The organism is Nocardia sp. NPDC051570 (genome assembly GCF_044454005.1).
Classification (GTDB): Bacteria; Actinomycetota; Actinomycetes; order Mycobacteriales; family Mycobacteriaceae; genus Nocardia.
Genome location: NZ_JBITDI010000011.1, coordinates 122,886 through 145,857, shown reverse-complemented (window position 1 = coordinate 145,857; position 22,972 = coordinate 122,886). Strand labels below are relative to the sequence as shown.

Genomic DNA, 22,972 nt, shown 5'->3' with positions numbered 1-22,972 from the left:
CGCATGGCCGATGGATCACCACGCAGTCGCCTCGACGACGGGAGACCGGCGATGAACAGCCTCGCCCGCCGAGTGAACGGCATCCTCGGCCGCGCCCACGACATCCCCGCCGCACCCGAACCCGGCACCGTCACCGTGCGCGCCCACGGAGTCGCGATCGAACGCGGCGCGGGACGCCGTGTGCTGGACGCGGTGGATCTCGAGGTGGTCGCCGGGCAGATCCTCGCACTGGTCGGCCCCAACGGGGCCGGAAAGTCGACACTGCTGGCGGCGCTGTCGGGAGAACTGGAACCCCTCACCGGCACAGTCGAACTCGACGGCCGCCCGATCACCGCGTGGACACCGGTGGATATGGCACGCCGCCGCGCGGTGCTACCGCAGAACCATCTGGTCGGATTCCCGTTCACCGCACGCGAAGTGGTCGCCATGGGACGCTCCCCCTGGGCGCGCACCCCCCGCCAGGACCTCGACGAGACCACGATCGCCGCCGCCATGGCCGCCACCGATGTGGAACACCTTGCCGCACGCCCGTTTCCGGCACTGTCGGGCGGCGAACGCGCCCGCGTCGCACTCGCGCGAGTGCTCGCGCAGGACACCCACACACTGCTCCTGGACGAACCCACCGCGGCCCTGGACCTCGGCCATCAGGAACAGGTGTTGCATCTGGCCCGCGCCCGCGCCGCCGCCGGGGCGGCCGTGGTGGTGGTACTGCACGACCTCGGCGTGGCCGCCGCCTACGCCGATCGCATCGCCGTCCTGCAGACCGGCCGCCTCATCGCCGCCGGACCGCCCCGCAAGGTCCTGACCACCGAACTGCTCACCGGCGTCTACCAACACCCCGTCGAGGTGCTCGACCATCCCGTCACCGGCGCCCAACTGGTCCTGCCGGTCCGGCGCTGACCCGGCGCACGGGACGACCATGATCCCGGCGCGGGGACAAACGGCACGAAGTGAAGTGAGCGGCTGATCGCCCAAGGGCGATCGCGCTACTCCGCGGCGGACTCGTCGTCGTCCTCGTCGGGGCGGGCGTGGTCGGGTTTGCCGGGGGTGGGGTCGCGGTTCAGGTCGATCAGGGGGTGAATGCCCGCGCCGTCGGGAGCCGCGTGGCGGCCGTGGCTGGAGTGCTGAGATTCTTCCGGGTGTGTCACGGCCCCTAGGTTAACGGGGCTTGGCACCCGCTCGCGACACCCGGTGCCCGCGTGGCGAATCCATGGGAGTCGACTCCGATGCGCTGCGCCGACCCGAGCGGGCCGGGCGCGGCCGCGCCGCGCGGAGTGCGCCGTACCCACTGGCGGCGAACCCGTGCTGCGGATTAGCTTGTCGAGGTGACCCATCCGCTGCTGTTCCTGCTGGCCGCCGCCACCCTCATCGCCATCCCCGGCCCGAACCATCTCTACATCACCACCCGCAGCATCGCCGAGGGCCGCCGGGCGGGCATGGCGTCGGTGCTCGGCGTGGAGAGCGCGACCCTGCTGCACGTGGCCGCCGCGGCCGCGGGCCTGTCCGCGCTGATCGCCGCCTCCGCCACGGCCTTCTCGGTGCTGCGCTACGCGGGCGCGGCCTATCTGCTGTATCTGGCCTACCGCACCCTGCGCGGCGGCGACGCCGCCGACCAGCCGGTCCTCACCGCCCGCCCCCTGCCCCGGGTGTATCTGGACGGGCTGCTGATCAACCTGTTCAACCCGAAGGTGATCCTGTTCTTCCTGGCGTTCCTACCCCAGTTCATCGACCGCGGCGCGGGCAATGTGCCCCTGCAGATCGTGATCATGGGCGCGGTCACCGCGCTGCTCGGCATCGCCTCGGATGTGGTGTACGTCCTCGCGGCCGGATCCCTCGGTGGCTGGCTGCGCGCCCGTCCGACCTTCCAGCGCCGCCAGCGCTACGCCACCGGGCTGATCTATCTGGGCCTGGCCGCCTTCGCCGCCCTCGCCGGTCCCCAACCCCGCCAGACCAGCTGAGCGCATCGATATGCTCACCGCCACACCAGTTTCAGCACCGCCGGTGTCAGCAGCATGCGGATCACCGTGGCGTCCAGCAACAAAGCCGCGATCATCCCGTAGGCGATGTACTTCATCAACACCAGATCCGAGAATCCGAATGCGCCGGTCACCACGATCAGGATCGCCGCCGCCGAGGTGATCACCCCGCCGGTGTGGGCGATGCCGTAGCGGATCGCCTCCGCCGGGGCCGCGCCGCCCGCGCGCGCCTCGGTCATGCGCGACTGCAGGAACACCTCGTAATCGGTGGACAATCCGAACAGCACCGTCACGATCAACACCAGCACCGCGAACATCAGCGGCTGCGGGGTGAATCCGAACAGCCCGGCCCCGTGTCCCTCCACGAAGATCCACGTCAGCACCCCGAGGGTGGCGCCCAGCGACAGAGCGCTCATCACGACCGCCTTCACCGCCAGCACCAGCGACCGGAATGCCGCGTACATCAACCCGATCGCCGCGGCTATCAGGATCGCGGCCAGCATCGGCAGCCGGTCGATCAGCCCGTGGATGGCATCACGTTCCAGTGCGGGCACCCCGGCCACCATCACCTTCACCCCCGGCGGATCGGGGATGGCGCGCAGCACCGCGATCGCGGCATCCGCGCCGCGGCTGTCGACCAGACCCGTGGACAGCACGTTGATCCCGTCGGTGGTCGGCGCGGCCGCATCGAACGGGCCGGTCAGCCCCGGCGCGAAATCGGCCTGGAACCGAATATCGGACAGCTGTCGCGGATTCGCGCCCACCACCACCAGTTTCAGCGGTTCGGTGCGGAAGGTGGGGAACAGGGCGTCGAAGCTCTCCTGCGCCACCCGCGCCGGATTGCCCGCGGCCAGATAGCGTTCGCTCAATCCGCCGAATGCGATGTGGCGGAACGGAATCAGCAGCAGCACGAGCCCGGCCACCACCGGCACGATCACCCGCGCCGGATGCCGCATCGCGAACAACGCCAGCCGGGAGAAGAATCCGCGATCGATCTGCTCGGCGCTGCGGACCCCGGCCAGCCGATGCCAGCCCCACAGGTCGATACGCCGCCCCACGATCGACAGCGCCGCGGGTAGCGCGGTCACCGACAGCACCGCCGCCAGCAGCACCGAACTGATGCCGCCGTAGGGCACCGAACGCAGCACTCCGTTGGGATAGATGAACAACGCGCCCAGGCTGACCGCGATGATCGCCGCGGAGAACACCACCGTGCGCCCGGCGGTGGCGACCGTGCGGGCGGTGGCCTCCTCCACGCTGCGTCCCGCCGCCAGCTCCTCGCGGAACCGGGTCACCGCGAACAATCCGTAGTCGATCGCCAGCCCCAGACTCACCAATGTCACCACCGCGCTGGCGAATACGTTGACATCGATGTGATCGGTGAGCAGGCGCATGATGCCCTGGCTCCCCAGGATCGTCATCGTCCCGATCAGCACCGGCAGCGCGGCGGCGATGATCCCGCCGAAGACGAAGTACAGCAGCACCGCCACGATCGGCAGCGCGATCAGCTCGGCGCGGCGGATATCGTGCTGCATGCCGATGTTGATGCCCTCCACCACCGGTTGCAGCCCCGCCAGCTGCACCGTGGTGCCGCCGGGCCCGGCGCCGGGTCCGCTTGCGCGCAGATCGTTTTCGATGGCCAGATAGTTGTTCACCGTTTCGGTATCCGCGCCGCGCAATCCGATGCTGGCGAAGGCGTGGGTATGCGAGGCGTCGGCGAACTGGCCCATCATGGGGCCGTCGAAGTAGCTGTCGATCTTCTGGATGCGATCGGGGAACTTCGCGCGCAGCGCCGCCAGCGCGTCGGTCACCGCGTCGCGCACGGCCGGATCGTCGACGGTGGCGCCCGGCGGGGCGGTGTAGAGGACGATCACATCGGCGTCGCGATCGCGCCCGAAGGTCGAATCGGCCAGTTTCGAGGCGATCACCGATTCGCTGTGCTCGTCGAACCAGCCGCCCTGGGTCAGCCGCGAGCCCAGATCCCGCCCGTAGATCCCGCCGACCGCGACCAGCAGCACGAACATCGCGAACACCAGATACCGGTGGCGGTGGACGAATCGGCCCCACCGCAGCGCCTGCTCGTGCACCATCGACTCAACCGCAGGCGGGGGTCTTGTAGTCGGCCGAGCGCAGGATGCCGCACAGGTCGGTGCGCGAGATCTTCCAAGCCCCACCCTCGTCCACGAAATGCACGATCGTGGTGCGCACGTTGGTGCCGGTGCCGTCCTTGTCCAGGCGCATGGTCGCGGTCAGGGTGCCGTCGTGATTGTCGAATACCGGATCCACCACACCGTAGATCGCGCGCGGATTGTCGTGCAGCGCCTTGTACATATCGGGGATGGCGTCTTTGAACGCGGCGCCGTCCTGGATGAGCGCGGTGCGGTCGGAATCGGGCAGCGTCGGATCCAGGGCACGCTTGATCTGAGTGTCGAGCTCGGGCGCGGTCGGGACAGGCGGGCGGTTGGCGCGGCTCACCGCCGCGGCCTGCGCCGAGGAGGTCAGCGCCGCATAGGCCGAGGACCGCGCCGCGGCCACCGACGCCTCGTCGGAACCGCTGCTACAGCCCGCGGCGAGTGCGGCGGCCGCCGCCAGCACCGCCGCCATGCGCGCCGAACCTCGCACTGCCATTGCCGTCCTCGCCGAAGGTCGAAGTTACCGGTCGTTCGGCTACAGTCTGTCATGTTCGGCGAAGATCACCGAGCGTAGCCGAACGGCTGTTCGAACAGGCTGGGCCGCAACGGATTACGCGAGACCGAGCGTCGCCTACCGCGCCTCGAGCACCGCGCCGAGCCGCCCCAGCAGCGCGCGCACAGTCGTCGGACCGTGGGCGGGCAGCGCGGCGGCGGTGGGGATCAGATCGCGAACCAGGGCGGTGATGCTGCGCTCGTCGTCGAGATCGATATCGGTGACCCGAGCCTCGGCCAGGGCGACCACATCCTCGGGACCGGGCACCGCGTCGGCGAGATCGGGGCGGTAGATCTCCAGGGTGAGGGTCGAGCGAACCGTGCGAAAGGCGAACGAACGACCGTCCTCGGTGGCACCGAATCCGTGCGCGAACGGACCAACGGTAATGTCTTCCAGGATAAATCCAGGCGTATGGTCTGTTTCCAACCGGGACTCCCTGCATCGACTGCTGTTCACCTCCCACCGTAACCGCTACCACCGACATACCGCCGCGCCCGGCAGCCCGGGTGCGGGTCCCGGGATGTGGTCCTTCCCGGCGGAACCACCCCGGTGAGCGGCCCGACTCGGTCACCATGGTCAGATGAAGAGGTACGCATGAGTGGCGGGTGAGAAGGAGTTCGGTGCATGCGCGGTCCCCACGGGAACCGACCGGTACGGCGGCGGTGGCCGTCGGCACTGGTCGCGGCGGCACTCGCGGTCCCGATTCTGAGCGGCTGCTCGAGCAGTAATCAGGACACGACCGCGCCCGCGGCCGGTGCGCCCGGCGTGGCCGCGGTCGCCCCTGCCACCGCTCATCCGCCCGCCGGGACCGTGCTCGCGACCGCGCCGATCGCCGCGGTGCTGAGCGAACCCGCCAGCGGGCGGGTGGTCATGCTCGATGCCGACGGTCGCGGCGTGCGAGTACTCGACCCGGCCACCGGCGCGGTGCGCGCGGTGGGTCTGCCCGCCACCACCAGCTGGGCGCTCGGCGCACCGGGTGAGATCCTGCTCGCCGCGGGAACCCAAGTGCTGCACCTGGATCCGGCCGCCGCCACCGTCCGCACCACCCCCGTCGACGCGCCGGTCCGCGCGCTCACGCGCCGCCCCGACGGCACCACCGCCCTGGCCCTGGACGGCGGCAAGGTCGAGATCCGCACCCTCGACGACCAGCCTCAGGACCTGAAGGTCGAGATCCGCGACACCAAGGGCAATGTCGTCCGCGACACCGTCACCGGCCTGGGCGCCATCGATGCGATCGCCGCCGCGGGCGACGCGCTGGCCGTGCTCGACCGGGACCAGACCACCCTGACTCAGCTCGATCTCGCCACCCACCGCCCGGGCCTGTCGCTGCGCGCGGGCCAGGGCACGGTCGGCCTGATCAGCGACCATTTCGGCCGCCTGCTGGCCACCGACACCTCGGGCGGCGCGCTGCTGGTCTACACCGCCGATCCGCTCGTACTGCGGCAACGGTTCCCGGTAGGCTCGTCGCCCTACGCACTCGCCTACGATCGTTCGACCGAGACCGTGTGGGTGACGCTGACCGGCAGCAACGAAGTGGTCGGCTACGACCTGTCGAAGGGTATACCGGAAGAAGTGGGACGCTTCGCGACGGTACGCCAGCCGAATTCGGTGACGATCGATGAACGCACCGGCGAGATGTTCGTGGGATCCGCGACCGGTGACGGTCTCGAGCGGATCGGCGCGGACCAGAGGAAGAGAGGGCAGTGATGACTCAGGCCTCGGCACACCGTTCGCAACGCCGACCCGCGCTCCCGGTGGGATGGGAGGAGACCACCCAGGAGGGGGAATACGAATACGTTCCCTTACGCCTGCCTCCCGATGTCAACCGGGTCAGCGCCTCCATCCGACTGGCCATCCAGGCCGAATTCGGCGGCTGGGAGCTCTCGCGCGTGCGCGCCTACACCGACGGCAGCCGCCGCGTGCTGCTGCGACGCCGCAAAACCAGCGTCCCCACGCCGGAACCGGGGATGTGAGGCCGGATATGTACGCGCTATTACTGCGGCTGATGTTCCTGCTGCCGCCCGAACGCATCCATCACCTGGCCTTCGCCGCGATGCGCCTGGCCACCGCCACCCCCGGTGTGCGCGCGCTGCTGGCCCGCGCTACCGCGCCCGCCGATCCGATCCTGGCCACCCGCGCCTTCGGTGTCGACTTCCCCGCTCCGCTCGGACTGGCCGCCGGATTCGACAAGGACGCCGAGGGCGTGAATGCCTGGGGCCCACTGGGTTTCGGCTTCGCCGAGATCGGCACCGTCACCGCCCACGCCCAGCCGGGTAATCCCGCGCCGCGACTGTTCCGCCTGCAGGCGGACCGCGCGCTGATCAACCGGATGGGCTTCAACAACCACGGCGCCGCCGCGGCCGCCGAACGCCTGCGCCGCCGGCGCACCGGCGGGGTGCCGATCGGCGCCAATATCGGCAAGACCAAACTCGTCCCCGCCGACGCCGCGGCCGCCGACTACGCGACCAGCGCACGGCTGCTGGGCCCGCTGGCCGATTTCGTCGTGGTCAACGTCAGCTCCCCCAACACCCCGGGCCTGCGCGATCTGCAGGCGGTGGCCTCGCTGCGGCCGCTACTGCGCGCGGTGCTCGACAGCGTCGAGGTGCCGGTGCTGGTGAAGATCGCCCCCGACCTGTCCGATGACGATATCGACGCCGTCGCCGACCTCGCGGTGGAACTGGGCCTGGCCGGAATCGTGGCCACCAACACCACCATTCGCCGCGACGGCCTGGCCACCCCCGCCGCCGAGGTCGAGGCCATGGGCGCGGGCGGGCTGTCCGGACCTCCGGTGGCCGACCGCGCCCTCGAGGTGCTGCGCCGCCTCTACGCCCGCGTCGGCGACCGGCTGGTGCTGATCTCGGTGGGCGGTATCGAAACCGCCGATCAGGCCTTCGAACGCATCCTCGCCGGCGCCACCCTGCTGCAGGGCTACACCGGATTCATCTACGGCGGCCCGGGCTGGACCCGTCGCATCCACCGCGGCCTGGCCCAGCGCCTGCGCGCCCGCGGATTCACCAGCCTCACCGAGGCCGTCGGCGCCGAACACACCCACGGCCTGGAACAGTCGGCATAATCCGCATCGGGTGCACGGCACGGCGTTCGTGCACCCGATGCCGGTCGGCATCGACTGCCGCCCGGATGTCGGTGCCCTGTCATCGAATTCGTGATCCCGAGTAAGACCCGTCACCTATGCCCGGTTCGCCGGTAGGATGAGTGACCCGCATCACCCGACGGCGGGGATGGGAATGCGGATCGGTACCGCACTCGGGAACAAGGGATATATGACGACTGATATCGGTTACGCACACCAGTCCGGCGCCACGGTGACCACCGTGCCACAGGCGTTCCAGCAGACCGCGGCGCTGCGGCCGCATCAGGTCGCCCTGCGCACCGTCGGCGGCACCGTGCAGATCACCTGGGCCGACTACGCCCGCCGGGTTCGCACCATCGCCGCGGGCCTGGCCGAACTCGGTGTCGCACATGGCGACACGGTCGCCCTCATGCTGACCAACCGACCCGAATTCAATCTCGTCGACACCGCCGCCCTGCATCTGGGCGCGACCCCGTTCTCGGTCTACAACACCAGCTCCCCTGACCAGATCGCGCACGTGTTCGCCAACGCGGGCAACCGGATCGTCGTCACCGAACGCGCCTTCCTCGACGCGATCACCGGCTCGGGCGTGGCCCTCGAGCACATCATCGTCGTCGACGGCCCCGCCGCGGACACCCGCACCCTCGCCGAGGTGGAGGCGAACCCCAAGGCGGACTTCGACTTCGACGCCGCCTGGCGGGCCGTGACACCGCAGGATCTGTCCACCCTCATCTACACCTCCGGCACCACCGGCCCGTCCAAGGGCGTGGAGATCACCCACGCCAACGTCGTCGCCCAGATCGTGGCGCTGATGGCTGGACCGCTGACCGTGGGCCTCGACGATCGGGTGGTGTCGTATCTGCCCGCCGCGCACGTCGCCGACCGCATCTCCGGACACTGCATGAACCTGTTCACCGGCGTCACCGTCACCTGCGTACCCGATGCGCGCGAGATCGCTGCCGCCCTGCCCGACGCGCGGCCCACCGCGTTCTTCGGGGTGCCGCGGGTATGGCAGAAGATCAAGGCGGGCATCGACGCGAAACTGGCCACCGAATCCAGTCCGGTGCGAAAGGCCTTGGCCCAGTGGGCCATCGGCGTCGGTATCGCCACCGCCCGGGCCCGCCTCGGCGCGGGCGGCTCGCCGCTGCTGCGCGTGCAGCAGAGGATCGCCGACGCGCTGGTGTTGTCCAAACTGCGCCATGCGCTGGGCTTGGACGAGCTGCGCGTGGCCTCCTCCGGCGCGGCCGCCATCCCGCCGGAAACCCTGGAATACCTCCTGGGCCTGGGTTTCACGGTGACCGAGGTGTGGGGCATGTCCGAGACCGCGGGCATCGGCACCTTCACCGAATTGGACCGCCCCCGCCCCGGCTCGGTCGGCCGGGTCGTGCAGGGCTGCGAGATCCGCCTCGACAGCGACGGCGAACTGCTGCTGCGCGGACCCATCGTGACCCGCGGCTATCGCAATATGCCGGAGAAGACCGCCGAGGCACTGGATTCCGAGGGCTGGTTGCACACCGGTGACGTCGCCACTATCGACGGCGATGGCTACGTCACGATCGTCGACCGCAAGAAGGAACTGATCATCACCGAGGCGGGAAAGAACATCTCCCCCACCAATATCGAGAACGCCGTCAAGGCCGCCTCCTCGCTGATCGGCCAGATCGTCGCGATCGGCGACGCCCGCCCCTACATCGCCGCGCTGATCGTGCTCGATCCCGACACCTCCGCCGTGCGGGCCAAGGCACTCGGCGTCCCCGACGCCGATCCGGCCACCCTCGCCGCCCGCCCCGAGATCATCGCCGAGGTCCGCGAGGCCGTCCTCGCCGGCAACACCAAACTCTCGCGCGTGGAAGGGATCAAACGCTTCACCCTCCTGTCGCAGGCCTGGGAGCCCGGCGGCGACGAGATCACCCCCACCCTCAAACTCAAGCGCGGCCCCATCGCCGCCAAGTACGCCGACCGCATCGGCGCGCTCTACACCGACCCGCTGCCCGAGGGCGTGCTCAGCCTGAGCTAGATCCCGCGAAACAACGTGGGGCCCGGGCGTTTTCGCGCCCGGGCCCCACATCGTTTCGCAGCCGTCAGGGCTGTTCGTAGGTGGCGACGATGACCGCCCGCGCGATCGCATGCGAGAACAGATTGAACCCGAGGAACGCCGGGCTCGCCTCGCCCCCGATCCCGAGCGAGTCCACATCCACCGCGTGCACGGCGATGAAGTACCGGTGATGCCCATGTCCGGCGGGCGGTGCGGCACCCACGAATCCGGCGAATCCGCCATCGTTGCGCAGCGTGATCGCCCCCGCGGGCAGCGAACCGCCCTCGCTCCCCGCGCCGCTGGGCAGCGAGGTGGTCGCGACCGGGATATCGGCCACGGCCCAGTGCCAGAACCCCGACGCTGTCGGCGCGTCCGGGTCGTACACGCTCACCGCGAAACTCTTCGTCTCGGCCGGGAATCCCGACCACGACAGCTGCGGGGAGATGTCCTTACCGCCGGCGCCGAACACACCGGAGACCTGATCGTTGCCGAAGACCGCGCCGTCGGCGACATCCGAGGACGTCACGGTGAAGTTCGGCAGCTGCGGCAGCGCCGCATACGGATTGAAGGAGTAGTCGGGCACGAGTGCGGCCGTCCTTTCGTGAATCGTCAGCTGTGCAGAAGGAAATGCTCCAGGACGCGGGTCCCGAATTCCAGCGCATCCACCGGAACCCGTTCGTCCACACCGTGGAACAACGCCGTGAAGTCCAGTTCCGGCGGCAGCCGCAGCGGCGAGAAACCGAAACAGCGAATCCCCAACGTGGCGAACGCCTTCGCATCGGTGCCACCGGACAGCATGTAGGGCACCGTGCGGCCGTCGGGATCGTGGGCCAGGATCGCGGCGTTCATCGCATCGACCAGCGGCCCGTCGAAGGTGGTCTCATAGGAATCCAGTTGAGTGATCCACTCCCGCTCCACATCCGGGCCGATCAGCTCGTCCACCTCACGCTCGAATGCGGCCTGGCGCCCGGGCAGCACCCGGCAGTCCACCACCGCCTCGGCGGTCTGCGGAATCACATTCGCCTTGTAGCCCGCCCGCAGCATCGTCGGATTGGCGGTATCGCGCAGCGTGGCGCCGATGATGCGGGAAATGGTGCCCAGCTTGGCCAACTGACCCTCGATATCGGGTCCGGTCGGATCGAAGTCGATGCCGGTCTCCTCGGCCACCGCGGCCAGGAACTCCGCCACCGAATCGGAGATCACCAGCGGAAAGGTATGTGTACCAAGGCGAGCTACGGCCTGTGCCAGGATCGTGACCGCGTTGTCCGCGTGCACGAACGAGCCGTGCCCGGCACGCGCCTTGGCGCGCAACCGCATCCACGCCAGCCCCTTCTCCGCGGTTTCCACCAGATACAGCCGCCGCTCACCCCCGTCACGACGCGGCACGGTCAGCGAGAATCCGCCCACCTCGCCGACCGCCTCGGTGATGCCGTCGAACAGATCCGGGCGATGCTCCACCAGCCAGTGCGACCCCCAGCGGCCGCCGTTCTCCTCATCGGCCAGGAATGCGAACACCAGATCCCGCGGCGGCACCGTGCCCTCGAGCTTGAACTGGCGCGCCACCGCCAGCATCATCCCGACCATATCCTTCATATCGATCGCGCCGCGGCCCCAGACATAGCCGTCACGCACCGCGCCGGAGAACGGATGCACGCTCCAATCCGCGGCCTCGGCGGGCACCACATCCAGATGCCCGTGGATCAGCAGCGCCCCGCGGCTGGGGTCCGCGCCGGGCAGGCGCGCGAACACGTTGCCGCGCCCGGGCGCACCGGATTCCACGTATTCGGTGGTGTAACCGGCCTGATGCAACTGGTCGGCCACCCATTCGGCGCATTCGCGTTCGCCTTTGGTCGTTTCCAGCTCGCCGGTATTGGAGGTGTCGAAGCGGATCAGCGTACTGACCAGCTCCACCACTTCCGATTCGGCGAGCGACTTCTCGATCTTGTCACCGGGTGCAGGCACGCACTCCTTCCTACCACCCGGCGACCGCGCACCGCGCGCCGCGCATCAGCTCGCGTGCACCCGCGCCGCGCCGATGCGATCGATGCGGGTGCGACCCCACGCGCCGAGCGGTTCGAGCGCGGCGTTGAGCGCGCGGCCGTCCTCGGTGAGTGAGTACTCCACTCGCGGCGGCACCTCCCGATACACCTCGCGGTGCACAATGCCGTCCTCCTCGAGGTCGCGCAGCTGCTGGATCAGCATCTTCTCCGAGACTCCCGGCAGCGCGCGGCGCAGCTCACCGAAGCGGCGCACCTCGGAGGCCTCGAGCTCCCACAGGATCAGCGATTTCCATTTGCCGCCAACCACATCCATCGCCGCATCGATGCCGCAGAAGTAAGGCCCACATCTCTTCGCACTCATAGCTCCGCTACCTCGATACACACCAGACGGTAAGTACCGCACAAGATAGTGAGTACTTGGCGGAAAGGGCAATACGGGCAAACATGGGTTGCGGCGCCGCCCCCGACCGTTCTCTCGTAAGGAGTTGACCCGCAATGCAATCCACCCCCGTCACCATCCTCGGCCTCGGCGCGATGGGCCGGGCCCTGGCCACGGCGGCGCTCGACGCCGGATACCCGACCACGGTGTGGAACCGCACCCCCGGCCGCGACACCGAACTCGTCGCCGCCGGAGCGATCTCCGCGCCCGCCCTCGCCGACGCGATCGCGGGCACCGGCCCGATCCTCGCGGTTCTGCTCGATCACGCCTCGGTGCACGACACCCTCGACCCCGTCGCGGACTCTCTCGCCGGGCGGCAGCTGATCAACCTCACCAGCACCGCCCCCGACGAGGCGCGCGAACTGGGTACCTGGGCCGCCGCGCACGGCATCGAATATCTCGACGGCGGCATCATGGCGATTCCGGAGATGATCGGCACGCTCGGCTCCTCGATCCTGTACTCCGGTCCACAGGAGGTCTTCGACGACCACCGCCCGCTGCTGGAGGTGTTCGGTGTCGCCGAATACTTCGGCACCGACCCAGGACTGGCGTCGCTCTACGATTTCGCGCTGCTGTCGTCGATGTACATCATGTTCGCCGGATTCGCGCACGGCGCGGCGATGGTCGGCTCGGCCGGGGTCAGCGCGCAATCGTTCGCCGCGCGGGCCACCCCGTGGCTGCGAGCCATGACCGCCAGCTTTACCGGGCAGGCGCGGTTCATCGACAGTGGCGACTACACCGCCGCGACCCAGACCATGGATTTCAACAAGTCCGCCCTGGACGCGATCTCACGCGCCAGCCGCGCTGCCGGAGTGTCACCGACGGTGCTGGGCTCGGTCAAGGCGCTGATCGACGCCCAGGTCGCCGACGGCCACGGCCCCGAATCCTTCGCACGGATCTTCGAAGGCCTGCGCTCCTAACCCTGCACGCTCCGCCCGGCCGCCTTTCTCCACGCGCCGGGCGGACTGCGGTCTCCGCGCATGCAAAGCTCGGATCCTCTCGCCTACCAATTGATCTCGCGTGGCGGGCAGCAGCGGCCGGGCCGCCGGATTCGATACCCGGCGGCCGCCGTTTCTCGTCCCGATTACGCCGCGGCCGGTGTGCGCACCGGTTCGGGCTGGGTCTGCTCACTCCAGCCGGGCGGACCGAACACATAACCCAGCCGCCCCCGCCAACTGTGCGCGTCGCGCACATCGCGCAGCATCGCCCCGAATTCGTGATAGTTCACCTTCATCGGATTGCCGGTGCCGATGTTGTGGGTCAGTCCGTAGCGGATCGGTTCGCTCTCGGCGGCGAAACTGCCGAACATGCGGTCCCAGACGATGAACACCCCGCCGTAATTGCGGTCGATATAGGGCGTGTTCGAGCCGTGGTGCACGCGATGATGGGCCGGGGTGTTGAATACGAATTCCAGTGGCGCCCAGAGTGTTCGGATGCGCTGGGTGTGGATCGGGAACTGGTACAGCAGTCCGATCGAGATCAGCGCGAAGATCATCCACGCCGGGAATCCCAGCAGCGCCGCGGGCACCCAGGCCAGACTGCGCACGATGGAGGCGATCGGGTTGAACCACGGCAGCCTGATCGCGGTCGACAGATTGAAGTACGTGCTCGAGTGGTGCACGCTGTGCGCGGTCCACAGCAGCCGGATTCGATGATCGGCCCGATGCGCCCAGTAATAACAGAAATCGGTGACCACCAGCCCCGCCACCCACACCCACCACTGGTCCGCGCGCAGATGTAGCGGCGTCAGCGACGCCGCCACCACCACCGTGGAGAACGGCAGCACATACTGCAGCAGCGGCTTGCTCACCTGCCCCAGCACATAGGTGATCCAGTTGGTCGCGGTGTCGCGACCGGAGATCACGCCCGCCGCGCGATCGCGGCGGTTGTCGAGCCATTCCACCAGCATCAGCACCGCGAAGGCGGGCAGTGCATACAACCCCAGTTCCAAGTTCATCGCACTCCTTTGTCCGAACCTGCCCCTGTGCCGACGCTATCGCCGCTGACCGGGCAAAACATCGCGCAGGCGAGGGATCGCGACTCCCCCGCGCGGGGGACGGCGCCGCGCGAGAGTGCCGGTATCGTCGCCATTTGTGCGGTGGAACAGGATGTGGGCGTGGGCGCGGCGGCGCGCGCTGGGCTCGGTGCGCACCTTCGCCGCTGGACGCGAACCCGGCACCGTGCGCCGCTCGCTGGCACGGCAATCGCTGCTGGTGGCCGTCGCGGCCGCCACGGTCGACACTCTCGTCTTCACCATGGCCGGCCTCTACGGCACCGCACCCGCCGCCGCGGCGGTGGCAACGATCGCGATCATCGCCGCCGACCTCGCGCTGGCCGCCCCGCCCAGCACGGCCGCGGCGGTCGCGCTGGCGCATGTGGCGGTGCGGCTGGGCGGATGTTGGCTGCTGCACCACCACGGGCTGCCGAGCCGCATCGCCGATGTCGGATTCCTCGTCGCCGGATACCGGGCCGGGGCATGGCTGTCCATGCGCGCGTCACTGCTGATCGTGCCGCTGATGGGCATCGGCGCCTCGCTGGCCAGCCTGGTCTCGGCCGGGCCGATCGCCCGCGACTGGCGGCTGCTGGCCACCCAGGCCGTGTCGGCGGGGCTGGTGCCATGGCTGGTCGGCCGCTATACCGCCGCGCGCGGCGCCTATATCGCCGAACTCGAACAGCGCGAACGGCTGCGCCGCCAGGAACACCGCGCCGCCCTGGACCGCGCCCTGGCCGACGAACGCGAGGCCATCGCCCGCGATCTGCACGACGTCATCTCCCACCACGTCGCCGCCATCGGCATCCATGCCGGGGCCGCGCGATTGGCCCTGGCCTCGCCCGAGGATCCGGCCACCCGGTCGCTGGCCGCGGTCGAGGCCTCCAGCCGCGCCGCCATGGTCGACCTGCGCCGCCAACTGGATCTGCTGCACGGCCGCGACGACGCGGGGCGCCGCCAGCCCGGCCTGGCCGATATCGAGGAGCTCGTAGCCACCGTGCGCGCCGCCGGCCTCGACGTCGACCTCGAGACCACCGCCGCCACCCCGCTCCCGGAATCGTTGGACGTCACCGTCTTTCGTATCGTGCAGGAACTGCTCACCAACGCACTGCGCCACGGCGACGGCACCGCGACCCTGCGCGTCACCTCCGACGCCCACCGGCTGCGCATCGATCAAACCAATCCCGTTGCCGCACACCAGATCGGGGCCGACACGGTCCACCGCGGCCTGGAAGGCATCCGCCGCCGCGCCGAATTGTTCGGCGGCACCGTCGAATACGACGCCCACATCGACCATCACTGGCGCATCGGCGTCGTGCTGCCGATCGGACGAACATGACCACACCGCTGCGACCGTTCGTCGCCGACCGCGATCGGCGACATGTCGGCGGGCACCAGCCCATCGCAGGCCCCGCGCCCATCCGGATCCGCGTGTACGGCACGGTTGTTCGTGAACCGCTCTCGATCGGACAACGATGACCACCCCGATCCGCGTGCTCATCGCCGACGATCACGCCATGTTCCGCTCCGGGCTGCGCGCGGTGGTGGCCGCCCATCCGGATCTGGACTGCGTCGCCGATGTGGGCGACGGCCGCACCGCGATCGCCGAAACCGCCCGGCTGCGACCGGATGTCGCGATCCTGGACGTGCGCATGCCCAAACTCGACGGCCTGGCCGCCACCGAGGCGATCGTCACCGCGGGCGGCACCCGGGTTCTCGTCCTGACCACCTACGACAGCGAGGCGAGCCTGGCCCGCGCCCTGGCCGCCGGGGCCAGCGGCTTCCTGTTGAAAACCCTGCCGCCGGAAGAACTCGTCGCCGCCATCCGCATCGCCGCGCGCGGGGATGCGGTCATCGACCCGTCGATGACCAGACGACTCGCCGCGCGGCTGGCGGGCACCCTCGCCCCCACCCCCGCCCCGCCGGAACTGGCCACCCTCACCGCCCGCGAACACGAGGTGCTGCTGGCCCTGGCCGACGCCGCCAGCAACAGCGAGATCGCCGCCGCCCTCGGCGTCGGCGAGGAGACGGTCAAGACCCACGTCTCGCGCATTCTCGCCAAACTCGGTGTGCGCGACCGCATCCACGCCGTGGTCTATGCCCACCAGCACGGCGTCATCCGGCGCTAGTGCCGTCGTTCCGATAGTCCCGAGGAGATCGCCCAGTGTGGGCTGACCTTGTCTTCGGGGCGCCGCAGCGGCCGGGAGGCTACCGGAGCGCGGCCGGAGGGTGGCCGGGCCATTGCACGGTGTAATCGGGCCGCTGATTGCCGAGGATGCGGGCATAGCGGAGCAGTTCGCGGACGATCCCGGCGTTCCCCATGGCCCACCCGGTGTGTGGTTCCAGATCCCCGGGAGTGACGCGGTGCTCATGGTTCGACCAGCGAACTCCGGTGTGGTCGACGATGGCTCGTTCGGTGAGATCCTCGACCAGGAGTCGGGCGAAATCGCGGGCGCGGTGGCGTTCGGCGGGATCGGGGTGTTCGACCATTCGATCGCAGGCGAGCGCGAGGACTCCCGCTGTGCCGCAGCAACATCCGTTGTTGTCCCAGAATCCTGGTCGTAGTCGTTGTGGCAGGCCGCAGTGGGTGATGGTGTGCCAGCACCGGTCTATCAGTTGGGCCCAGCTCACGTCACCGGTGAGTTCGGCCAGCAGACGGAAGGTCTGGGCGTCGCCGGTGGGGCCGTGGCACCAGCCGTAGCTGTAGCGCTCGATCAACTCAGGGCGGTGCGGCGGATCGGAATGCGGCACAAGAAATCCTGGCGGCCCCGCTTCGTCGCGGGCGACCACGTCGGCGGCACCGGCGAGCGCGGTGGCACGTAAGTCCTCGCGGCTGGTCTCGGCCGAGACCGCGGCCAAGGCATGCACAATGCCGAGGGTGCCATGGGACATGTGATGCAAGCGGGCAGGCGCAGGAAGCACCGCCCAGTTGATCCCGCCAGGTGTCGGATCTGCGGTGTGCAGGTACGGCTCGACCGCGAGCAGCGCGAGGTCCACATCGCCGGCGTGCAGGGCACCCAGGGCGATACCCGCGTTGCCGGCTATCAGCTCGAAGTACGGGCCCCATCGTTGGCCGTCGAACGCCGCGCGCACCCGATCGAGTCCTCGTCGGGCGAACCGCTCGCAGACCGGATCGTCGAGCTCGAGGTGCACCGCGTGCAACGCGACAGCCATGCCCGTCAGGCCGATATACAACGACCAGTCGCGTTGCTGTTCGACCTGCGCCGCGATCTCCCTGGCACCGCCGAGCGCGGCCTCGCCATAGCGGTCATCGCCGAAATGGCTGTGCGCCTCCAGCAAGGCCAGCACGATGCCGGCACCACCGTGATAGAGAGTCGGATCGATCTCCGGCTCATCGGCGGCAGGTTTCCAGACCAGGCCGTTCTCGCTCACCTGGGCCTGGGCAAGAAGCCAATCAACTGCCCCACGGGCCAACCGCTCCACCGGTCCGACATCAAGATTGACCTTGTCCCCCAACATGGTTGCCAGTTTAGAACACCGGTCCGACCGCGAGTTGGTGTCACCGTCCTCGTCGAAGGCTGATCTGCGGAACGACCAGACAAGGCAACCCCAGACAGCAGACGAGGAGCCGAAACCCCTTGCGGGTGGCCGCATTCCACCGCGACAGTGTTGCCGCATCCGCACCCCTCGCACACCCTGCCCGAAACCGGTCCAGCGCCGCAGCGAAGGCTTCCGTCCGGACCGGTCGGGCTCAAGACGAACGTTCCCCTCAGGGGTGCGGCGGGAAGTACTCCAGCGCCTCGTCCAGCGGCTTGCGCACCAGGTCGGGTACCTCGCAATCGGGTGCGGGATAGCCGATCGGGAACAGGATGTAGGGCCGCTCGGTGGCCGGGCGTTCGAGGATCTCGGTGAGGAACGACATCGGATTGGGGGTGTGGGTCAGCGTCGCCAATCCCATCTCGTGCAGGGCGGTGATGAACATCCCGCACGCGATGCCGACGCTCTCGTTGACGTAGTAGTTCTTGCGCAGCGACCCGTCCGGGCGCGGGGTGCTCTTCTCCGCGAACACCACCACCAGCCACGGCACCACCTCCAGATATGACTTGTCGGAGTTGGTCTCCAGCGGCGCCAGCGCATCGCGCCACGGTTCGGGCAGCCGACCGCCCTCGTAGTTGATGCGCTCCTCGTGTTCGGCGGCCTCGCGGATGCGCGCCTTCATCTGGGCGTCGGCGATCGCGACGAACTTCCACGGTTGCTGATGTGCCCCCGAGGGCGCGGTATTGGCCACGGTCACCGCGAGTTCGATCATCTCGTGGGGTACCGGGTCGGGTGCGAAGAACCGCACGCTGCGCCGGGCGTCGAGCTGCCGCAGCAACGCCCGCCCGCGATCGAGCCCCGCGGCGGGGTCCACGCGCGCCGGCCGGTACGGCACGAACGGGAAGGTGTGGCTTCGCGTCGAAATCTGGTCGGTCATGGCCATCAGCGTAATTCGTCAACCCCGCTGACGCCCTTGGTGTTTGACGCGCGGCCCGCGAGGCATTACCGACAGCGACATTCCCCAACTCGACCCAGGAGGTTCACGTGTCGGGTGTAGTAGTGGCCGTGGTGATCGTCGTCGTGGTCGTCGCGGTACTTCTCGTGATCGCGCTCGCCCTTCGGCCCACCCTGCGCAGGCGGCGACTGCGCACCAGATTCGGGCCCGAATACGACCGCGCCGTCGACCGCTCCGACGACCGTCACGCCGCGGAGGCCGAACTGGCCCAACGCGAACGCCGCCACACCGAATTGAATCTGCGGGAGCTGTCGGATCGGCAACGCCAGCGCTATCAACTGGAATGGGCGCGCATGCAGGAACAGTTCGTCGACGACCCCACCGCCGCCCTCGGCGCGGCCGACCGGCTCGTGACCGCGATCATGGCCGACCGCGGCTATCCCACCGACAACCACGAACAGAAGGTCGCCGACCTGTCGGTCGAACACGCCGAACCGCTCAGCGGCTACCGCGTCGCCCACGACATCACCGTGCGCGCCGCGGACGGCGCGGCCTCCACCGAGGAGATGCGCACCGCGATCGTGCACTACCGCCAGCTGTTCGCCGACCTACTCGGCACCGACCCCACCCGCACCACCCAACACCAGTGAGAGCATCATGAGCATCTTCTCCCAGCGCGACACCGACACCGGTACGGCCCCAACACACTCCGCCGCCACGGCGAGTGACTCCACCGTCGACGACGCCGAGGAACGCGATCGCGAACCGCACACCCACCCTCAGCACGCCGACGAGCACGAGAATCGGACCGTCGATGCCGGGATAGCCGAACACCCACGGCACGAAGCGGATTCAACAGTCGAGCCCACCTCACAGACCCAGCGCGTCGAGACCGAGCCCGCCCATGCCGACACAGTCACCGAAGACGCGGCCCACACCGCGCCCGCACCGACCGAATCAACGAAACCAGTGCAGTCCCAGGCGAAAACACTCGACCACGACACCCCACTGTTCGCCGATGCCGACCTCGAACGCCTGCGCATCGAATGGCGCGAGGTCCAATCGCTGTTCATCGACGACCCCCAACAGGCCGTCATCCGAGCCGACCACCTGGTAGGCGCCACCATCGACCAACTCACCACCGCCGTCGCCGACCGCAAAAGCTCCCTCGAAACCCGCTGGTCCGCAGGCAAATCCGCCGACACCGAGGACCTCCGCCAGGCCCTCCGCGGCTACCGCAGCTTCTTCCACCGCATCCTCGGCACCGGCCCCGACACACCCCACTGACCGAACCACCAAGCGCATCGGGCAGCCGCCCAAGTGAATTCGACCCGCCTGGACCGCCGCGTGCACGAGGTCGAGAGAGCATTGAACAGCGGCTGACCCACTCGCTCACCGCTGAAAGATGCTCTCCCGCAACCCTTGCGGCAGCCCAGTCACCAACTGCGTGAGATACCGCTGGATCTGTCCCGCCCGTAACTCCGCCGGAAGTGTCTGGTGCACATGGCGGATCAGCTCGCAGGCCTGATCGGGTACGCCCTGGCGCAGCAGCATCGCGGCCAGGTCCAGGTCCATCAGCGCTCGGCCCACCTGATCCTTGGCGGCCATCGGCAACTCGAGTACCCGCGCGCGCATGGCCTCCGCGGCGCGGCGGTCTCCGATCGAGGTCAGCACGTGCGATTGATGCCAGCGCAGAATGTATTCCGACGTGCCCAGGTTGTCATCGGTCGTCGCGGTCGCGGGCAGGGCCGCGAACATCCGCTCGGCGGCGGCGATCGCGCCCATCGCCTCGCGGCGGCGGCCGATGCGCGCCTGGATCCCGGCCTCGGCCAGCAGGCCGAACACATGCGCCGACCGGGCCTCGGGGGTCTGCGCCGATTGGGCCGCGGACAGGCCCTGATCCAGCGCATGCCGATAACACTCGTGGATATGGGCCATATGCGCGCGCAGCCACGCCTCCAGCGCGGTGTCCCCGGCCTGGCGGGCGGCGCGGCGGGCCTTGTACAGCCACATGAAGGTGTCGTGGATGTCGGCGACGTCGTTGAGCCGGAACGCGATCAGCCCGGCCACGATCGCCTCCACCCGCAGCAGCCGCCGATGCAGCTCCGCCGAGCGGTCGGCCAGCATCAGATGCTGGATCTGCGCCAGATCCCGCATCCGCGCCGGAATGTACTCCGAGGGCGGCTGCACGTACACCAGATAGCCACTCAGCTCGACGCTCTCCTCCAACGCTCGCACCGTATTCCACACCCCCGAGTCGACCGTGGGCGCGGGCGGCGCGGCGCCGCCGCGATGCTCCTCGGTGTAGTCATGGCCGAATCCCAGACGGTCGGGCCGGGTGTGATACAGCCGGCACAACGCGTCGAGGTACTGGTACCCCGGCATGTCCAGACCCGTCTCCCACCGCGAGACACTCTGATGTGACACACCAGGATTCGCCGCTCCCGCCTCCTCGAGCAACCGCCGCAACCGCTCGGTGACCTCGACGAGGGTATAGCCGTGTGCGATGCGATGTGCTCGCAACAACGATGCGCCGCAGTGCGCCCGGATCGCCTGGACCGCCTCCCACGTACTTCCCCCAGCGGTCTCGATGTCGCGCACAATCCGGCGTGCGCACGCGATGCTGTGTGGGGTTGTAACCACAACATCTCCAGATTCAATTAACGAAGGACGGACGCGTATGGGACTCTGCGTCTCCGAGGTCAACATTAGTCCCGAATCGCCTGTTTGCGTTCGCAATACATGGGGTTCTGCGCGCGAAACGTGCAAGCCGGTGTCTCGCTCTGGTGCCCGCGGCCGCTGCGGCCGCACTGTATGCGCCATGAAGAAAACCACACTCGCCGGCAGGGTTCCGGCAAACACTCAAAATCAGGGCGGCACCGGGACGCTCGCCACCCAGCTGATCCAACTGATGTCGGCTGCCGCCACAGTTGTCACAGCACTGGCGGCCTACCTCGCCTGCGCGTCGGTGATGAACATTCCGACGGTCTCGATCCTGTCGGGCGCCTGCTTGGTGGCCGGCTGGCTGGCACGGTCTCGGCCGTGGCGCAAGGACACCGCGTTGAACCGACAACTGCCACCGCCGGTCTCGTACGTCGAGCCCGACGATCGGTTGCTGCGGCGTCTGCGCGCTCGCAAGGAACACTGACGAATCCGCGTCACCCTCGCGGTCGGTGAACACCACCGAACGATTGCTGAAACACCGCCTGGTCCATACCGGTTGGAATTTACGAGCCGGTAGCCGAGCACGATAGGTACGCTGGCGGTATCGATGGCACGGCAATCGTACGTGGGAGCAAGATCACCGACCTGCGAGGTGTCGCGGCGCTGGTGTTACTGACCGCGTCCTATGCGATGCTGACGGTGTTCAGCAAGTATCTCGACAACGGATTCACCATCGCCCAGCAGGTGTATCTGCGTACCGCCGTCGCCTTCCTGCTCGCGGTGCTGCTGTTCGCCCGTCAACTGCGCTGGCGCGTCATCGCGCGGGCGGGGGCCCGGGAATGGACGGTGGTCGTGCTCCGCACCATCCTGCTCTACGTGGTGGGCACCCTGCTGTTCACCAAGGCCACCACCATGACCAGCGTCGCGGACGTGTCCTTCATCGCGGCGCTGCCGCTCGCCTCGGCGCTGGGCCTGGCACTGCGCCGCGTGCGCGCCACCCGCGCGCGCGTGGTGTGCGTGGCCGGGTCGGCGGCGGGGGTGGCGGTCCTGTCCGGATTCCGACCCGGATTCGGCGGGGCGACGTTCAATCACGGCGATCTGATCGCGCTCATCGCGATGGTCGCCATGGCGTTGAGTTATCTGGGCCGCGAATGGCACGGCGGCATCCTCAACAATCAGGAGATCACCACCCTCACCGTCGGCGTCGGCACCGTCGGGGTCGGGCTCACCTCGATCGCCCAGGGCCAAGGGCTGCCCCAGACGGCCTCACATCTGTCGCCCGCGGTGCTGTGGGGCGCGATCGCGATCGCCGGGGCGTTGAGCGTGCTCAACGTATTCCTGGTCAACTACGGCTTCGAACGCGTCGACTCGGTGCGCGCGGGCAATCTGATGACGCTGGAATGCGTGTGGGGCCTGCTGTTCGGGCTGGCGTTCTACGCCCAGGTCCCCACCGTCACCGGCCTGGTCGGCGGCGGGCTGATCGTGGGCTTCGCCATCGGCCTCAACGCCGCCGAGAAACGCCCCGCCCGACCCGAGCCCGCCGATACCCGAGAACTGAAGCGGCTGACCAGTATTGACGGTGCGGCCGCGCGAAACACCCCCGACGAACAGGACGACGACGATCGCGCGATCGCCTGAC

General features: G+C 68.9%; 24 protein-coding genes. 13 read left to right on the top strand and 11 right to left on the bottom strand.

All coding sequences use genetic code 11. From position 1 onward, the window contains the following. The first annotated feature begins 51 nt into the window (after positions 1-51). Entirely contained in the window at positions 52-900 is an 849-nt protein-coding gene (locus ACIA76_RS26810; RefSeq protein WP_397155310.1) for a heme ABC transporter ATP-binding protein, read from the top strand. A gap of 86 nt (positions 901-986) precedes the next feature. On the opposite strand, the gene ACIA76_RS26805 is transcribed toward ACIA76_RS26810, so the two are convergent. Continuing rightward, positions 987-1,148 (bottom strand): hypothetical protein, encoded by a 162-nt coding sequence (locus ACIA76_RS26805; RefSeq protein WP_397155308.1) that lies wholly within the window; start codon positions 1,146-1,148, stop codon positions 987-989. A 177-nt stretch (positions 1,149-1,325) separates the two neighbouring features. Here ACIA76_RS26805 and ACIA76_RS26800 point away from each other — a divergent pair, with 177 nt between their 5' ends. Further along, positions 1,326-1,958 (top strand): LysE family translocator, encoded by a 633-nt coding sequence (locus ACIA76_RS26800; protein WP_397155306.1) that lies wholly within the window; start codon positions 1,326-1,328, stop codon positions 1,956-1,958. 14 nt (positions 1,959-1,972) lie between these two features. Here ACIA76_RS26800 and ACIA76_RS26795 read toward each other — a convergent pair whose 3' ends face one another. The 3 genes from ACIA76_RS26795 to ACIA76_RS26785 all read right to left on the bottom strand — a co-directional run bounded on the left by ACIA76_RS26795 (position 1,973) and on the right by ACIA76_RS26785 (position 5,087). Further along, positions 1,973-4,066 (bottom strand): MMPL family transporter, encoded by a 2,094-nt coding sequence (locus ACIA76_RS26795; protein WP_397155304.1) that lies wholly within the window; start codon positions 4,064-4,066, stop codon positions 1,973-1,975. 4 nt (positions 4,067-4,070) lie between these two features. Further along, positions 4,071-4,604, bottom strand: a complete 534-nt coding sequence (locus ACIA76_RS26790; RefSeq protein WP_397155303.1) for a hypothetical protein — start codon at positions 4,602-4,604, stop codon at positions 4,071-4,073. A 135-nt stretch (positions 4,605-4,739) separates the two neighbouring features. Continuing rightward, a complete protein-coding gene (locus ACIA76_RS26785; protein ID WP_397155301.1) occupies positions 4,740-5,087 on the bottom strand; it encodes a hypothetical protein in 348 nt (115 codons plus the stop codon). A gap of 198 nt (positions 5,088-5,285) precedes the next feature. Between ACIA76_RS26785 and ACIA76_RS26780 the strand changes: the two genes are divergently transcribed. From ACIA76_RS26780 to ACIA76_RS26765, 4 genes are all read left to right on the top strand, one after another. Continuing rightward, on the top strand, positions 5,286-6,368 hold the full coding sequence (locus ACIA76_RS26780; RefSeq protein WP_397155299.1) for a YncE family protein: 1,083 nt from the start codon (positions 5,286-5,288) through the stop codon (positions 6,366-6,368). Beyond that, positions 6,368-6,634 (top strand): DUF5703 family protein, encoded by a 267-nt coding sequence (locus ACIA76_RS26775; protein WP_397155298.1) that lies wholly within the window; start codon positions 6,368-6,370, stop codon positions 6,632-6,634. The genes ACIA76_RS26780 and ACIA76_RS26775 overlap by 1 nt, the downstream gene beginning before the upstream one ends. An 8-nt stretch (positions 6,635-6,642) precedes the next feature. Continuing rightward, positions 6,643-7,734 (top strand): quinone-dependent dihydroorotate dehydrogenase, encoded by a 1,092-nt coding sequence (locus ACIA76_RS26770; RefSeq protein WP_397155296.1) that lies wholly within the window; start codon positions 6,643-6,645, stop codon positions 7,732-7,734. A gap of 208 nt (positions 7,735-7,942) precedes the next feature. Further along, a complete protein-coding gene (locus ACIA76_RS26765; protein ID WP_397155294.1) occupies positions 7,943-9,769 on the top strand; it encodes an AMP-dependent synthetase/ligase in 1,827 nt (608 codons plus the stop codon). A gap of 64 nt (positions 9,770-9,833) precedes the next feature. Here ACIA76_RS26765 and ACIA76_RS26760 read toward each other — a convergent pair whose 3' ends face one another. The 3 genes from ACIA76_RS26760 to ACIA76_RS26750 are packed head-to-tail and all read right to left on the bottom strand — an operon-like array spanning position 9,834 to position 12,148. Continuing rightward, positions 9,834-10,370, bottom strand: a complete 537-nt coding sequence (locus ACIA76_RS26760; RefSeq protein ID WP_397155292.1) for a YbhB/YbcL family Raf kinase inhibitor-like protein — start codon at positions 10,368-10,370, stop codon at positions 9,834-9,836. A 26-nt stretch (positions 10,371-10,396) separates the two neighbouring features. After that, positions 10,397-11,749, bottom strand: a complete 1,353-nt coding sequence (locus tag ACIA76_RS26755) for a M20/M25/M40 family metallo-hydrolase (protein WP_397155290.1) — start codon at positions 11,747-11,749, stop codon at positions 10,397-10,399. 45 nt (positions 11,750-11,794) lie between these two features. Continuing rightward, the gene (locus tag ACIA76_RS26750; RefSeq protein WP_397155288.1) at positions 11,795-12,148 is read right to left on the bottom strand and encodes a winged helix-turn-helix transcriptional regulator; all 354 of its coding nucleotides are present in this window, start codon (positions 12,146-12,148) and stop codon (positions 11,795-11,797) included. A gap of 134 nt (positions 12,149-12,282) precedes the next feature. Here ACIA76_RS26750 and ACIA76_RS26745 point away from each other — a divergent pair, with 134 nt between their 5' ends. Continuing rightward, a complete protein-coding gene (locus tag ACIA76_RS26745) occupies positions 12,283-13,146 on the top strand; it encodes an NAD(P)-dependent oxidoreductase (RefSeq protein WP_397155286.1) in 864 nt (287 codons plus the stop codon). Positions 13,147-13,310: 164 nt separating this feature from the next. Here the strand turns inward: ACIA76_RS26745 and ACIA76_RS26740 are convergent, their stop codons facing one another. Next, complete coding sequence (locus ACIA76_RS26740; RefSeq protein WP_397155284.1) at positions 13,311-14,183, bottom strand: sterol desaturase family protein; 873 nt, start codon at positions 14,181-14,183, stop codon at positions 13,311-13,313. A gap of 136 nt (positions 14,184-14,319) precedes the next feature. Here ACIA76_RS26740 and ACIA76_RS26735 point away from each other — a divergent pair, with 136 nt between their 5' ends. Together ACIA76_RS26735 and ACIA76_RS26730 are read left to right on the top strand one after the other, a co-directional pair. Further along, positions 14,320-15,555 (top strand): sensor histidine kinase, encoded by a 1,236-nt coding sequence (locus tag ACIA76_RS26735; RefSeq protein WP_397155282.1) that lies wholly within the window; start codon positions 14,320-14,322, stop codon positions 15,553-15,555. A 136-nt stretch (positions 15,556-15,691) separates the two neighbouring features. After that, positions 15,692-16,345 carry a response regulator gene (locus tag ACIA76_RS26730; protein WP_397155280.1) on the top strand — a complete coding sequence of 218 codons (654 nt, stop codon included), beginning with the start codon at positions 15,692-15,694 and terminating at the stop codon, positions 16,343-16,345. 79 nt (positions 16,346-16,424) lie between these two features. Here the strand turns inward: ACIA76_RS26730 and ACIA76_RS26725 are convergent, their stop codons facing one another. Both ACIA76_RS26725 and ACIA76_RS26720 read right to left on the bottom strand, forming a co-directional pair. After that, positions 16,425-17,696: a lanthionine synthetase LanC family protein gene (locus ACIA76_RS26725; RefSeq protein ID WP_397155278.1), complete on the bottom strand. Its 1,272-nt coding sequence runs from the start codon at positions 17,694-17,696 to the stop codon at positions 16,425-16,427. 250 nt (positions 17,697-17,946) lie between these two features. Beyond that, positions 17,947-18,651, bottom strand: a complete 705-nt coding sequence (locus ACIA76_RS26720; protein WP_397155276.1) for a nitroreductase family protein — start codon at positions 18,649-18,651, stop codon at positions 17,947-17,949. Between the two features lie 107 nt (positions 18,652-18,758). Between ACIA76_RS26720 and ACIA76_RS26715 the strand changes: the two genes are divergently transcribed. Together ACIA76_RS26715 and ACIA76_RS26710 are read left to right on the top strand one after the other, a co-directional pair. Next, positions 18,759-19,319, top strand: coding sequence for a hypothetical protein (locus ACIA76_RS26715; protein ID WP_397155274.1), 561 nt, complete (start codon positions 18,759-18,761; stop codon positions 19,317-19,319). A gap of 7 nt (positions 19,320-19,326) precedes the next feature. Continuing rightward, positions 19,327-19,956 carry a hypothetical protein gene (locus ACIA76_RS26710; protein WP_397155273.1) on the top strand — a complete coding sequence of 210 codons (630 nt, stop codon included), beginning with the start codon at positions 19,327-19,329 and terminating at the stop codon, positions 19,954-19,956. 105 nt (positions 19,957-20,061) lie between these two features. On the opposite strand, the gene ACIA76_RS26705 is transcribed toward ACIA76_RS26710, so the two are convergent. Continuing rightward, positions 20,062-21,312, bottom strand: coding sequence for a helix-turn-helix domain-containing protein (locus ACIA76_RS26705; protein WP_397155271.1), 1,251 nt, complete (start codon positions 21,310-21,312; stop codon positions 20,062-20,064). 178 nt (positions 21,313-21,490) lie between these two features. On the opposite strand from ACIA76_RS26705, the gene ACIA76_RS26700 reads away from it, so the two are divergent. After that, positions 21,491-21,817 carry a hypothetical protein gene (locus tag ACIA76_RS26700; RefSeq protein WP_397155269.1) on the top strand — a complete coding sequence of 109 codons (327 nt, stop codon included), beginning with the start codon at positions 21,491-21,493 and terminating at the stop codon, positions 21,815-21,817. A gap of 182 nt (positions 21,818-21,999) precedes the next feature. Further along, a complete protein-coding gene (locus tag ACIA76_RS26695; protein WP_397155267.1) occupies positions 22,000-22,971 on the top strand; it encodes a DMT family transporter in 972 nt (323 codons plus the stop codon). Position 22,972 lies beyond the last annotated feature (1 nt).

Bases quoted from the DNA above. Each gene is read 5' to 3' on its own strand.
- ACIA76_RS26810 (WP_397155310.1), top strand. From the start codon at position 52: ATGAACAGCCTCGCCCGCCGAGTGAACGGCATCCTCGGCCGCGCCCAC.
- ACIA76_RS26795 (WP_397155304.1), bottom strand. From the start codon at position 4,066: ATGGTGCACGAGCAGGCGCTGCGGTGGGGCCGATTCGTCCACCGCCAC.
- ACIA76_RS26790 (WP_397155303.1), bottom strand. From the start codon at position 4,604: ATGGCAGTGCGAGGTTCGGCGCGCATGGCGGCGGTGCTGGCGGCGGCC.
- ACIA76_RS26780 (WP_397155299.1), top strand. From the start codon at position 5,286: ATGCGCGGTCCCCACGGGAACCGACCGGTACGGCGGCGGTGGCCGTCG.
- ACIA76_RS26775 (WP_397155298.1), top strand. From the start codon at position 6,368: ATGACTCAGGCCTCGGCACACCGTTCGCAACGCCGACCCGCGCTCCCG.
- ACIA76_RS26770 (WP_397155296.1), top strand. From the start codon at position 6,643: ATGTACGCGCTATTACTGCGGCTGATGTTCCTGCTGCCGCCCGAACGC.
- ACIA76_RS26765 (WP_397155294.1), top strand. From the start codon at position 7,943: ATGACGACTGATATCGGTTACGCACACCAGTCCGGCGCCACGGTGACC.
- ACIA76_RS26750 (WP_397155288.1), bottom strand. From the start codon at position 12,148: ATGAGTGCGAAGAGATGTGGGCCTTACTTCTGCGGCATCGATGCGGCG.
- ACIA76_RS26745 (WP_397155286.1), top strand. From the start codon at position 12,283: ATGCAATCCACCCCCGTCACCATCCTCGGCCTCGGCGCGATGGGCCGG.
- ACIA76_RS26740 (WP_397155284.1), bottom strand. From the start codon at position 14,183: ATGAACTTGGAACTGGGGTTGTATGCACTGCCCGCCTTCGCGGTGCTG.
- ACIA76_RS26730 (WP_397155280.1), top strand. From the start codon at position 15,692: ATGACCACCCCGATCCGCGTGCTCATCGCCGACGATCACGCCATGTTC.
- ACIA76_RS26725 (WP_397155278.1), bottom strand. From the start codon at position 17,696: ATGTTGGGGGACAAGGTCAATCTTGATGTCGGACCGGTGGAGCGGTTG.
- ACIA76_RS26720 (WP_397155276.1), bottom strand. From the start codon at position 18,651: ATGACCGACCAGATTTCGACGCGAAGCCACACCTTCCCGTTCGTGCCG.
- ACIA76_RS26710 (WP_397155273.1), top strand. From the start codon at position 19,327: ATGAGCATCTTCTCCCAGCGCGACACCGACACCGGTACGGCCCCAACA.
- ACIA76_RS26700 (WP_397155269.1), top strand. From the start codon at position 21,491: ATGAAGAAAACCACACTCGCCGGCAGGGTTCCGGCAAACACTCAAAAT.